General features: G+C 50.8%; 16 protein-coding genes. All 16 read left to right on the top strand.

The genetic code is table 11. The features are described 5' to 3' along the window. Positions 1–100: 100 nt before the first annotated feature. A complete protein-coding gene (locus FBF28_00805) occupies positions 101–403 on the top strand; it encodes an ArsR family transcriptional regulator (protein QJU08106.1) in 303 nt (100 codons plus the stop codon). Further along, entirely contained in the window at positions 403–2040 is a 1638-nt protein-coding gene (gene recJ / locus FBF28_00810; GenBank protein ID QJU08107.1) for a single-stranded-DNA-specific exonuclease RecJ, read from the top strand. The genes FBF28_00805 and recJ overlap by 1 nt, the downstream gene beginning before the upstream one ends. 104 nt (positions 2041–2144) lie before the next feature. Further along, a complete protein-coding gene (locus FBF28_00815; protein ID QJU08108.1) occupies positions 2145–3302 on the top strand; it encodes a hypothetical protein in 1158 nt (385 codons plus the stop codon). A 39-nt stretch (positions 3303–3341) separates the two neighbouring features. Continuing rightward, on the top strand, positions 3342–3560 hold the full coding sequence (locus FBF28_00820; protein QJU08109.1) for a hypothetical protein: 219 nt from the start codon (positions 3342–3344) through the stop codon (positions 3558–3560). Further along, complete coding sequence (locus FBF28_00825) at positions 3560–4018, top strand: GatB/YqeY (GenBank protein ID QJU08110.1); 459 nt, start codon at positions 3560–3562, stop codon at positions 4016–4018. The genes FBF28_00820 and FBF28_00825 overlap by 1 nt, the downstream gene beginning before the upstream one ends. Before the next feature lie 23 nt (positions 4019–4041). Beyond that, positions 4042–4593 (top strand): oxidoreductase, encoded by a 552-nt coding sequence (locus FBF28_00830; GenBank protein ID QJU08111.1) that lies wholly within the window; start codon positions 4042–4044, stop codon positions 4591–4593. After that, on the top strand, positions 4581–5348 hold the full coding sequence (gene map / locus FBF28_00835) for a type I methionyl aminopeptidase (GenBank protein ID QJU08112.1): 768 nt from the start codon (positions 4581–4583) through the stop codon (positions 5346–5348). The genes FBF28_00830 and map overlap by 13 nt, the downstream gene beginning before the upstream one ends. A 21-nt stretch (positions 5349–5369) precedes the next feature. Beyond that, positions 5370–6593, top strand: coding sequence for a cell division protein FtsA (gene ftsA, locus FBF28_00840; GenBank protein ID QJU08113.1), 1224 nt, complete (start codon positions 5370–5372; stop codon positions 6591–6593). 53 nt (positions 6594–6646) lie between these two features. Next, positions 6647–7837 carry a cell division protein FtsZ gene (ftsZ, locus tag FBF28_00845; protein QJU08114.1) on the top strand — a complete coding sequence of 397 codons (1191 nt, stop codon included), beginning with the start codon at positions 6647–6649 and terminating at the stop codon, positions 7835–7837. Then, positions 7838–8290: a transcriptional repressor NrdR gene (gene nrdR / locus FBF28_00850; protein ID QJU08115.1), complete on the top strand. Its 453-nt coding sequence runs from the start codon at positions 7838–7840 to the stop codon at positions 8288–8290. After that, a complete protein-coding gene (locus tag FBF28_00855; protein QJU08116.1) occupies positions 8290–8547 on the top strand; it encodes a hypothetical protein in 258 nt (85 codons plus the stop codon). The genes nrdR and FBF28_00855 overlap by 1 nt, the downstream gene beginning before the upstream one ends. Next, positions 8540–9151 (top strand): vitamin K epoxide reductase family protein, encoded by a 612-nt coding sequence (locus FBF28_00860; protein QJU08117.1) that lies wholly within the window; start codon positions 8540–8542, stop codon positions 9149–9151. The genes FBF28_00855 and FBF28_00860 overlap by 8 nt, the downstream gene beginning before the upstream one ends. A gap of 51 nt (positions 9152–9202) precedes the next feature. Further along, positions 9203–9892, top strand: coding sequence for a hypothetical protein (locus FBF28_00865; GenBank protein QJU08118.1), 690 nt, complete (start codon positions 9203–9205; stop codon positions 9890–9892). Between the two features lie 159 nt (positions 9893–10051). Next, positions 10052–11179: a hypothetical protein gene (locus FBF28_00870; GenBank protein QJU08119.1), complete on the top strand. Its 1128-nt coding sequence runs from the start codon at positions 10052–10054 to the stop codon at positions 11177–11179. A 367-nt stretch (positions 11180–11546) separates the two neighbouring features. After that, positions 11547–12071, top strand: a complete 525-nt coding sequence (locus tag FBF28_00875) for a hypothetical protein (GenBank protein ID QJU08120.1) — start codon at positions 11547–11549, stop codon at positions 12069–12071. Next, positions 12065–12862, top strand: a complete 798-nt coding sequence (locus FBF28_00880) for an inositol monophosphatase (GenBank protein QJU08121.1) — start codon at positions 12065–12067, stop codon at positions 12860–12862. Before FBF28_00875 ends, FBF28_00880 begins: the two co-directional genes overlap by 7 nt. The last annotated feature ends 49 nt before the right edge of the window (positions 12863–12911 follow it).

Genomic DNA, 12911 nt, shown 5'->3' on the forward strand with positions numbered 1-12911 from the left:
TATGTTGAGGCTGTAGGGCGTATAATTGTCGAAAAAAGCTTGTCGGGTGTTGTAAAATTGTGATACACTGAGTGGTAACGAAAGGGAATATGGGGAGAGAATGCTTGACATTTTTATTACATCACGAGTGAGACGCAAAATCGTAGTCGTGTACGCCAAGTATCCTGATTTTCATACGCACGTACGTGGCCTGGCGAAGCTGATTAAGGAAGATCCCGGTAACATTCAGCGCGAGCTCAAGCGGCTGGAAAAGGTTGGTTTCCTGAGGAGTGAAAAGCAGGGCAATTCGCGGGCATACTTTACGAACAAGCAGTTCCCGATTTTCAAGGAATTACAGAGTATGGTGATTAAGTCGCAGCAACATGCGGCCCGGCCGAAGCGCGGCTCGGTTGATAGAGATTGATGACATTATTTGAGCAGATTTTAACAGCGCGGGGCCTGACGACGCGAGCAGCGCGCGAGGCTTTTTTGCAGCCGGATTATACGGCGGTCAAACACGATCCGTTTTTGCTGCCGGACATGAAGAAGGCGGTGGCGCGGTTGAAACAGGCGCGGCAGCACGGTGAAAAAATCGTCATTTACGGCGATTATGATATTGATGGACTGAGCGCCACGGCGCTGCTGCTGGATGCGTTTGGTAAGTTTGGTTTTGAGGGCGTAGACGCTTTCATTCCGAATCGGTTTGTCGAGGGCTATGGTATGACTATGGGTGCGGTGGACAAGGTGCGTGATATGGGTGCGGATTTGATCGTGACGGTGGATACGGGTAGTTTGTGCCATGCGGAAATTGCCTATGCTACTAGCTTGGGAATTGATACGGTGGTGACGGATCATCACAACGTGGCCGAAACGCCGCCACCGAGCGTGGCAGCGGTGAATCCGAAGTTCTCTGGTCATACGTATCCATTTCGTGATTTGTGTGGGGCGGGCGTGGCGTTCAAGTTGGTCCAGGCGCTGCAGACTGAATTGGATGGGCTGCCTAATGGCTATGAAAAATGGCTACTCGATTTGGTAGCACTGGGGACGGTGTGCGATATCGTGACGTTGGCGGATGAAAATCGGGCAAATGTCTATTGGGGTCTGGAGGTGTTGAAAAAACAACAACGTTCAGGACTGAAGGCCCTGATGGCGGTGGCGGGTATTGAGCCAGAACAAGTCAATGCCAGGCATCTGGGGTTCGGTTTGGGTCCGCGAATGAATGCGGCGGGGCGGCTGGAGACGGCGCAGCACGCGCTAGATATGCTGACGGCGCGCGATGGGCTGGCGGCACTGGAGGCAAGTGAGAAGCTAGAGGAGCTGAACGGTAAGCGGCGCGGTATTCAGGACGCAATTTTTGAGGAGGCGTGCGTACAAGCCGAGGGGTTGGCTGATGACCCGGTGCTGGTGGTTAGTAGTGATGGCTGGAATCACGGTGTTATCGGCATTGTGGCGTCGAAGCTGGTGGAGAAATATAAAAAGCCGGTATTTATCATTGGCGAGCGCGGCGAGGAAGCAACGGGTTCGGCGCGCAGTTTTGGTGATTTTTCAGCGGCAGATGCCGTGCGGGCAGCGGATGACATTATCATCAAAGGCGGCGGACATGGAGCGGCAGCGGGCGTGACGCTGGAGACTGGGAAAATTGGCGATTTTCGTCAGCGCGTGAATGAGTTTTATGACTCGCTGCAGCTACAAAATCAAGAGCGATATTTGTTGCCGCGGGCTGACGTGGAAATCGACGATTTTTCGGAAATTAATGAGGAATTGGTGGAGAATCTGGCGAGAATGGAGCCGTTTGGCAATGGTAATCCCGAGCCTGTAGTAAAAATCACTACAGCGAGCGTATCGAGCGTGCGGCGGATGGGTGCGGACGGACAACACGTTAAATTAGCGCTGCGTGATAAAAATGGTAAACTGTTGCAGACGCTGGCGTTCAACGCATCAGAGGAATTCTTTCGCGATCCAGGTGATGAAGTAGCAGTGTGGTTTCAGCCAACCGTCAACGAGTGGCAGGGAGTGCGGACGGTTGAGGGACGGTTGCTACACGTAAGTAGTGCAGAATAGTTACAGCATAGGTGTCAGTAGCCACCGTATGGTTGATTTATATCAATTTATGTAATATAACAAAAGTCAGTTTGAGAAATAATCCGCACTGGAGCATTACGCACATGAGTGAAACAGCTAAAATAACACCAGACTATAGCTTTGACGAAGGTCTTCGTTTAGAACGAGTCAGTCATATAGTGCCCGCAGCAGAGGGCACTGAGAATAAGTTGTCTAATGATGGTAGAATAATTCAGATATCGCCAGAAAGGATTGAAGAGCTGGAGGCCAATCCGTGGCTTGATATCAACAAGGACCAGAAAGAAAAAGCTATTGAGCAGTTGAAAAACCCACGCTATATTCGTGGTTTGGGTGGCGTTGGAATTGAGGTTGCGCTAATCGGCGACCCTAGCGCGGGAGAGCTTCAGGCTGTGTATTATGGCTGGGGCGGTGCCTTTCGTCATCCGAACGCTCAGCGTGAAGCGGTCAATATGGTTTATGCAAATCCAGATGTTGCCTATATGGTAATGAATGGTCCAGGAATCGGTAATTCTGGTATGCTGCCAAAGTCGGTCCAAAAAGAAATCAGGCAGACTGGTAGCTATGTACCAGCAGGTGAATATTATGCAAAGGTGTTGGAGCATGTTGCTCAAGACTATGACGAGGTCAATGTAGCTGGACACTCACTGGGGGCAAGGCAAGCTGCGGGAATAGTCGCGAATATGGAGCCAGGTGCAGTATCGGAGTTACGATTGCATGATCCGACAGGTACACGGGATATGAGTCTGGGTGGTATTGCTGTTGGCTTTTTCGGAAAAGAAGGAGCAGAGGACGCTCGGTATGCTAAGGAGTCTGCTTCTCCAACAGCTAAAGAAGCTGGCTTGATACCGCTTGCCGTGGAAGCTCCTCATCTCCGTGATACCGAATATGCAAAGGGCGTTCAGTTTAGCCCGGAGGAGTTGGACCGTCCGTTTGAAGCACCAAAGAATGGTTGGATTCAGTCTTTCTTGGTTGATCCGTCTGGATTGAAACGGAATGCGTTTGAGGGTGACTTCCAGGCGGCGGCTCCAAATGTGCGAAAGAGGATTGATATTTTAGTACCAGAACTGAGCCATCTAAACAAGTGGGAAGATATTCAAATGATAGTTGAGCGTGCACGTAATATACGTAATATACCTAATATTCCAGAAATCAGTCAGTGGAATATCCTTCGTCATACACACGCCAATATGAACCAGCCGGCAAGTTTGGCGGCGATATATTCGGTTGATCTGGAATACTAATTTGTCAAATATTTTCTCATCTGTTATAATGCAAAAAGTATGGTTCAAGTTACACGTAAAGATCAGAAGGAAGCGAACGAGAATGTGATTCGTCGCTTTAATCGCAAGGTGCTGCAGAGCGGTGTCCTTGCACGGGCAAAGTCGGTGATGCGATTTGCCAAGCCGATTTCCAAGGTTGAGCGCCGCAAGAAAGCGATTATTCGCCGCGAGCGCCGGGCCGAGAAAACAGCCAGGATGCGTATGGGAGCAACGCGTTAATGTCGGCGCTAAAAGCGCGTATTGCTGATGATATGAAAGCCGCTCTTCTAGGGCGGCATCGTTTTCGGGGTGACGTCCTACGTAGTTTGAAGGCGGCAATTCTTAATGAGGAGGTATCGCTCGGTAAGCGCGACGAGGGCCTAAGTGATGCAGAAGTCGAGAAGGTTATTGCCCGCGAAGTTAAAAAACGCAAAGAAGGTGCCGAATTATACCGGGCAAATGGCCGAGCGGAACTAGCTGAGCCAGAGGAGAAGGAGGCAGCTATTTTACAGGAGTATCTGCCTAAACAGCTGAGCGAAGATGAGATTCGGGTAATGGTCGAGGCAGCGGTTGCTGATTTGGGTGCGACGATGCAGCAGATGGGTCAGGTGATCGGTGCGGTGAAGGCTAAGGCTGGCAATGCGGCTGACGGCGCCTTGATTGCGAAAATTACCAAAGAAACGCTAGCAAAACAATAACAACACAGAAAAAGGAGCAAAGGATGATCTTATTGTTTGGGCCGCCGGGGGCTGGTAAAAGTATGCAGGGGCAGATGTTGGCAGCGCGCCAGGGTTGGAAATGGCTATCGACCGGCGAGATGTTGCGCCGAAGTAATGATCCGGCGGTGATTGATATTTTACGCTCGGGCGAGCTGGTGAGCGATGCGTTGATTTACCAAGTGTTTGAGCAGGCGGTGCAGGATGCGCGCGATAAAAAATATCCAAATATCATTGTGGATGGCTTTCCGCGGACGAAAGAACAGGCGGCATGGCTGGATGAGTATATGGCACGGATGAGTGAGAAGATTGATACGGTGATTTCACTGGAAGTGCCGGAGGCGGAAATTATGCGGCGGCTAGAAAAGCGTGGCCGGTTGGAGGATACGCCAGAGGCGATTGCCCGGCGAATGACGATTTATCGGCAAAAAATGTATCCGGTGTTGGGGATTTTTGCTGAGGCAGGCGTTAGGATTGTCCATCTGGACGGCGTCGGGACGGCTGGTGAAGTACATGACCGGATTTATGAAGAGGTGGCGTACGCATGCCAACTTTAATTACGGGTGAGAAAACGCCGCAGCAGATGAAGGATATGCGCGAATGCGGGCGGATGTTGGCGACGATTTATGACGAGTTGCGCCAGCGGGTAACGGCTGGTATGAGTGAATTGGATGTCAATGAGTTTGCGGCCGGGCGAATCAAGGATTTTGGTGCGGAAGCGACGTATTTGACAGATGAGGTAAAATTTCCAGGGGTGATCTGCGTGTCGACTAATGAGCAATTGGTGCACTCGTTCCCGACAGACTATGTATTTGAGAAAGGCGACGTGGTGAGTTTTGACCTGGTGATCGGCTACCGCGGTATGAAAACCGATAGCGCCTTTACTATGGTGATTGACGAAGAGCCGCGCGGCGCTAAGAAGCATTTGCTGCACGCGACGGAACAGAGTTTGTATGCGGGAATTGATGCGATTTCTGGCGAGGGAACGCGCGTTGGCGATATCTCGGCGGGCGTGGAAGCGGTGTTGAAGAAAGCGAAATTGGGTATCATTCGCGAGCTGGTTGGCCACGGCGTAGGACTGGAGATGCACATGAGTCCAGAGATTCCAAATTATGGTCGCCGCGGTACCGGGCCGGTGCTGCACGCAGGCGACACAATTGCCATCGAGCCGATGGCTAGCCTCGGCAGCGAGAAAATTGTGACCGAGGACGACGGCTGGACGATTAGCATGAAAGACGGCAGTTTGGGTGCACATTTTGAACACACCGTATTGATTACTGAGACGGGTGCGGAGATTTTGACGACACTCTAGGCTATCTGGTATACTAAGCATATGCAAGAACAATCTCGATATGTGGTAGGAATTGATGTTGGTACAAAGACCGTGCGCTGCGTGGTCGGACATATCGGGGAGTCGGGACTGCCGAACATCGTTGGTGTTGGTGTGAGTGAGAATAGCGGCATGCGTAAAGGTGCGGTATCGAACTTGACGGGGCCGGCGGCGGCGATTGACAAGGCGCTCGAGGCGGCCGAACGCATGAGCGGCCATCATATCAATGCAGCGGCACTGAGCGTCAATGGGTCACATATCTTGAGCACCAAGGCCGATGGCATGATCGCGGTGGGGATGAGCGGCGGCGAAGTGACAGACGAGGACGTGCTGCGGATCGAGGAAGTGGCGACGACCGGGAAGGTGCCGGCTAATCGAGAGATTTTGGAGATTGTGCCGCATGCCTATCGGCTGGATGGGCAGGACAACATCAAGGATCCGGTGGGGATGAGTGGGACGCGCCTGGAGCTACGAGCCAATGTGGTCTCGGGCTTGACGCCGTATGTGGCGAATTTACGCCGGTCGGCCGAGATGGCGAATGTCACTGCCTCGAGCCTAACACCAAGCGTGTTGGCGGCAGCGCGAGCGGTGCTCAGCGAGTCGCAGATTGAGAACGGCGTGGCGGTTATCGACATTGGCGGCAGTACAACGGGAGTGGCGGTATTTGAAGAGGGCGATTTGCAGCATGTGGCGGTGATCCCTATGGGGGCGCAGAACGTGACAAATGATGTGGCGATTGGGCTCAAGACCGACCCGGAGATCGCTGAGGCGGTTAAATTGGCGCATGCCCGGCTGGGCGGCGGTAAGGCTGGTCGCGTTGATACCAAATACGACAAACAGGTGTATACGTTTGAACAAAGCGAGATTGATGAGATTGTTGAGGCGCGCTATGAGGAGATTTTCGAGCTCGTTGCCAAAGAACTGAAGCGGGCCGGTGGCATCGGACGGCTGCCGAGCGGCGTGGTGCTGGTTGGTGGTGGCGCCAAGGTTAAGGATCTGGTCGAATTTGCGAAAAATAGCCTCGGCGTGGCGGCTAAGCTAGGCGTGCCGGCAGGATATGCGGGCGTGAGTGACGAGGCGAATGGGCCGGAGTTTGCGGCGGCAATTGGTCTGATGCTCATTGATGGGGCGGGGACTGAGCGGGCCGAGCACGCGCAGAGCAAGGTAGGTTCGGTGACCAAGAAAGCCGGCGGAATGATTAGTCGATTGCTAGCGAGGTTTAAGTAGAAGCTAGTAGACAAAGATGGTATACTTGATAAGAGAAAGATAGGGAGAGGAAAATGCCGCAGATTACACCAAGTGAAGTTCAAACGTTTGCCAGTATCAAAGTTGTCGGTGTCGGTGGAGCTGGCGGTTCGGCCATCAATCGGATGAAAGATGCGGGGCTCGCTGGCGTGCAGTTTATCGCCATGAATACTGATGCTCAGGCACTGCACAATTCTAAGGCGGATGTTAAGATTCACCTTGGGCATACCACGACTAATGGGCTGGGTGCCGGTGCTGATCCGATGGTTGGTGAGGCGGCGGCTAATGAGTCGCGCGAGGAGATTCGCCAGGCACTTGAGGGCGCGGACATGGTGTTTGTGACGATTGGTGCTGGTGGCGGCACTGGATCGGGCGCTGGGCATATCGTGGCGGAGATCGCTCGCGAGATGGACATCCTGGTGGTTGGCGTGGCGACGCGGCCGTTTAGTTTTGAAGGCGAGAAGCGTCGGGTGAATGCAGACTGGGCAATTACTCACTTGGGCCGACAGGTTGATACTTTGATTACTATTCCGAATGACCGATTGCTGCAGACGATTGATCGGCGGACGCCGCTGCTCGAGACGTTCAAGATTGCTGATGACGTGCTGCGCCAAGGTGTGCAGGGTATTTCTGAGCTGATTACCGAGCATGGTTTGATTAATCTCGACTTTGCTGACGTCAAGGCGGTGATGAGTCGGGCTGGTTCGGCGCTGATGGGGATCGGTCGGGCCGATGGCGAGAACCGTGCGGTGCAGGCCGCTCAGCAAGCGATCGAGAGTCCGCTGATCGAGGTGTCGATTGACGGTGCGAAGGGCGTGCTGTTTAATGTGACTGGTGGCTATGACATGAGTATGGCGGAGATTCAGGAGGCGGCTGAGGTAATTACCAGCGCGGTCAGCCCTGATGCCAATATTATCTTTGGAGCGACGCTCAAGCCAGAACTCGAAGACGAGGTGATCATCACGGTTATCGCCACTGGGTTTGATAGCGAGACGTATCATGATCATGAGGTGAGTTTGACGAGTGAAGCGTCGCATGAATCAGAGACTGAGGTTGATGACGAGGTGGTTGAAGGGATTGATCTGGAGCTCAGTGAGCAGAGCGGAGCGACAGACTTTACGTCCGAGCAGGAAAATAACATCTGGGATCAGCCAGCTGAGGATGAGGCGGACGAAGATGATACGCCAGCATTCCTTCGTCGCCGCAAAAAGAACAAGGAGGAATAAATGAGCGGATTTAACATTGGTGATAGCCGCGTGATTGAGTCGCGAGAGGTTTCTGATGGCGTGGCGATTCGCCGCCGCCGCGAGACGCCGGATGGACGGCGTTTCACTACGTATGAACGAGTAGAAAAGCCAAACCTCATTGTGATTAAAAAAAACGGCAGTCGTGAACTGTTTGATCGAGTTAAGCTCGCGCATGCGGTGCGCCAGTCGGTCGGCAAATTCCTTAAATCCGACGAGGAAGTCGAGTCGATTATCACGGCGGTTGAGGATAAATTATATGCCCTGGGCGCCTCAGAGGTACCGTCGCGGCAGATCGGCGAGTTTGTGTTGGATGAGTTAGCGAAGCGTAACGAGGTGGCGTACGTACGTTTTGCCAGCGTGTTTCAGAAGTTTGAAACGCTGGATGATTTCGTCAAGATACTAGAACAACGCCGCCAGAAAGGACAAGAATAATGCGAGTCGTCGTCGTATATCGGGCAGAAAGTGATTACGCGCGCCAAGTCACTAGTTTTCTACATGACTTTAGTCGGCAGACGGGACATACGATTGAGGAACTTGACCCAGATTCGGCTGAGGGCAGCGATTTTTGCCGGACATACGACATCGTTGAATACCCGACCGTTATCGCATTGAGCGCTGATAGCCAGATGCAGAATATGTGGTGCGGATTACCGCTACCGACGATTAGTGAGGTGAGTTTTTATGTTTGATATGCTGCGTAAGTGGCTCTCGAACAAAGATTCAAAACGCCGGCAGTTCGCAGCATTAGTGCTGCTGCTCGGCAGCGGTTTGGGCTTGTTGGCCTCGTTTGTACTGTCGATCGAGGCGCTGACGCTTGCTAAAAATTCGCATGCTGCATTGAACTGCGACTTGAATTCGGTGATAAGCTGTTCGGCGGTGGCAAACCATTGGTCGGCGACACTACTCGGCTTTCCCAATAGTTTCATCGGCGTGATGACGCTACCAGTAATGGTGACAATTGCGGTGGCGTTGCTAGCCGGTGCGAAGTTGCCGAAGTGGTTTATGTGGGGCGCGCAGCTTGGTGCGGTGGCGGGCCTTCTGTTTGCTGGTTGGATGTTTTATATGAGTTATGTTGAGATTGGCGCGTTGTGTCCGTGGTGTTTGACGCTGGACGCGGGTATGCTGCTGGTCTGTTACGGATTGACGAGATATAATGTGGTGACTAGGATGGTTGGCGGTAGGCGTACGAGAAAATTTGTCGATCGGGGATTTGACACGTTCCTGTTGGCGCTAGTGACCGTTGTGATCGTTGTTGTTATTTTGGCAACATTCGGGCGTGAGCTATTCGCATAAATTAAGAGTAGGCGTATTGAATAATGGTACTAGTATCCGTATACTAGGCATATGAAGAAAAATTTTCTCGTCAGAGCGTTTTTGGGCATTACCATCGTGGCGCTCGGCGGGATTCTGCTGCTGCGGAATCTCGGGATTATTACCTTTGATAACTGGCACCTATTTTGGGGTACTTTTTGGGCAGGTATATTCCTCCTGGCTGGTTTATCAGCACTATTCAGCTCCCGCAGACCAGCGGCCTGGGTATGGGGGTTACTGTTGATAGCTGTTGGTACGGCGATCGGACTGAACACCTATAATGTGATTAATGTTAGTGTCTGGAAGCTATTTTGGCCAGTGATATTAATCATTGTTGGCTTGGTAATCATGCTGAGTATCGGGTCTGGGGGCCGCAGACGATCTAAGAAGCTGGCTGCTGATGGTAGCGATAACGAAAAAGTTGCAATTTTTTACGGCGAAGAATCGCGGGTGAAAGGCGATTATACCGGCGGTTCAGTGACGGCGATATTTGGCGGCGTGGAGTTGGATCTACGTCAGGCGAAGATTAAGGACGGTGCGGTAATTGATGTGTTTACGTTTTGTGGCGGCGCCAGCATTAGTTTGCCGGACGACGTAATTGTCCAAAATGAGGTTCGTGGTATTTTGGGCGGCAGTGAGGATAAAACTGCGCCGAAGTCTTCTGCTAAAAAGACAATCCACCTGAGGGGTGAGTGTATTTTGGGCGGCTTGGAAGTTAAATAAGCTTTTTACCGTACAAAAGGCCAGTGGAGAATTCTACTGGCCTTTATGTTCTAAGGGCAGTGCACGGCAGAAGCATTATAAACTTGACAAATATAGATATATAGAGTATTATTTTGATAGTTCAGTAAAGATAAGAAAAAAAGGAATTAGGTAAAAATAATGCATGATCATCTATCGCCACGACATGAGCATCCGATACCACCGGTATCATTGGTGAAAGAGGCCTATGATGGAATCATTGAGCACAACAGGGGAGTTAGTCCATTTAAAGACCTAGTACTTGCTATAATAGCAACAAACAAAGCCGAAGCAGCCGAGGTAGACAGTGGTAGTCTCGAAGAGGCTTTATCGGATCAGACTAGCAAGAATCGTATCAAGGCTGATATCCAATGTCTACGGCATGCAGAGATTCTTGGTAATGCGGGTGTTCGGCTGGCGGACGGGGGCGGCTCAATGGCGATGATCGGTAGTTCTAGCGAGACCATGGTCGGTGACGGTAAAATTTATCCGGTCGTTCCGGGCGATTCACCGGAGGATGTTGGTAAATTTGTACAGTATGTGGAGAACCTACAACCAGGTGATGATCTTCGACTAGTAGTAGATGTTTTGAAGACGACCCGAAGCGCAATCGCGAGGGGCTGTACGGGTCAGTATCGTGAAGGCGTTGCTGATGCTGATAGAAATAAGCTCCAGAGCCGGGTAGGGGAAGAAATAGAAAAGTTTATACAGATTGATGAGGCGGCGCAGATCAATATACCTGAAGCTTTATCTAAAAGATACCAAAAACTTGAGGATGAAGGATATCATAAATTTTGTAATACCTATGGGGAATTTATTGAGGCCAAAGAGGCAATGGGAGTCTATAAAGACCTCAAGGATGCCGTTACGTATTATACACAAAATGTTTTGCCGGAGTTTGTATTTTTGGGCGACGCTGATGATGAGAGGCTATTAGAGCCTTGGCCATATGTAGATGCTGGCATAGAAAATGTAATTATGCGGATAACTAATGAGGCTGTGCAAGTAATTCAGGCGAATCATTCACCTGAGGCATTGGCTTATGCCCAACGATATGCTAATAATTTTGAGGTCGGTCTGATAAAAACATTAGATTATCTGCGTGAGTTTCCTGACGAGGATTATCAAAACTGTTGGTTGGGTGATGGTGAAACTGAGAGAACATATTCCTCTATCGTGCAGGAATGCCTGGATAAGCTACGTCGGGCAAAGGATGGCGCAAAGATTAATGAGCAATTCAACCAGATCATAGATGGTCTGAGATGGTAGTATCTAGTAATTCCGTCGAAAACGCGCTACAATGTGAGTAGGGCGTTTTCACGTGTGCTGGGTGAGTAGTCTTGGCGATACTAGCGCGAAATGAGCGGCTATCAACCGCGAAGCCTGCGGGAAGAAATCGGCTTTTTATCAGCTGAGATTAGACCCCACCGTGACTCGCTGCGACAAAGTGACAATTGAGTGCTAAAAGAGTGCGTGGATGCCGGTCAACTCGGCAAAGCCCGCGAAGAATCACTTCTTTTGGAATCGAGATGGTACCGTCCGCTTGAAACACCTCCAGCGGATTCTCGAAGTCAGAAGAGGTGATTTTATTTGGATAAGTTTTCGCGTCATTAACTAATAGCAGGAGTCATCTAACATGAGCGAATTTGCGCGTAACAATCAAGTGAATAATTTCGTCATTGATCGGACGCATGATTATATCATGTATGATACGACTGATTTGGTTCGTGCGGTAGACTTTCCGCGTCAGGTGGCGGGGCTGCTGCTCAAAGATGATGAATTCCATTTGTCGTTATTTGCGGTGCGTGAGGAGTACGGGTTCGATGAGGCCGGCTATGGACGACTGGAACAGGTGTCGTGTCAAGCTGGTGCAGCAATGACCACAGAGCCAGAATTGACTGGTGATTTTCTTAAGCTAAAAGATGACGTGACTGGCCGTGAAACGATTATCGTACTTGCTCGATGGGATGAACTAGAGACGTGGCGTGATGCAATTCGTGAGCTGATCCCACAGGCGGAGTTTATTATTCCGCACATAACACTCTATACAAATCAGAAAGGTGCGCTTGGGTATAGTGATCGGCACACAGATCGAGTGCGGGTGCTGGATGATGCAGTGGTGATGACACTAAGAAATATATTATTAAGGAGTAAATTGTGACCAACCAACAACGAGAATGGCTTGATTTTGCAAGAAGTGTAGCGCACGAAGCGGGCGACATTATGCAAGAATATTTTGGTAAAAAACCGGATGCTCATCTCAAGGTAGACAATACGATTGTGACTATCGCCGATGAGGAAATCAACCAGCTTGTGATCAAGCGAGTAGCTGAGCGATATCCAGCCCATGATATTGACGGTGAAGAAGCGAGTGCTCGCCGTGGTTCGGACTATGTGTGGGTGTGTGACCCGATTGACGGTACGGCACCTTTTGCGATGGAGTTACCAGTATCGGTATTCTCGTTAGCGTTGGTGATTAATGGCCAGCCGGAAGTCGGTGTGATTTATGCGCCGTTTAGCGATCATTTGTATTGGGCGGTGCGTGGCCAGGGTGCGTTTATGAATAGTAAACAGATTTACGTGAATAAGAAGACTTTTGGTGGGATGACTGGGATGAACGTGGATTGGTGGCCGAGTGCAGAGTGGGATGTTATGCGGGTGATTCACAAGTTAGCGTATGAGAAGGGTGCATATGTCACGGCGCTAGGAAGCACGACGCACGCGGCAGCCTTAGTAGCGCGTGGTGGGTTTGTTGCGTCGGTCTTTGCTGGCACGAAGGGCAAAAATGTTGACATTGCGGCGGCGAAAGTCATCGTCGGGGAAGCTGGCGGTAAGGTGACTGACCTCTTCGGCCGGGAGCAGCGGTATGATCAGGATATTTGCGGGGCGGTATTAAGCAATGGAATCGTTCATGAGGAGATAGTGGAGGCGATGAGGAAACTAATAGAATGATGAACGGGGAACAGGAAAGTTTGATTAATAATTTAAACAAAGCAGTGAA

The sequence above is a fragment of the Candidatus Saccharibacteria bacterium oral taxon 488 genome (genome assembly GCA_013099195.1).
Taxonomy (GTDB): Bacteria; Patescibacteriota; Saccharimonadia; order Saccharimonadales; family Saccharimonadaceae; genus Nanosynbacter.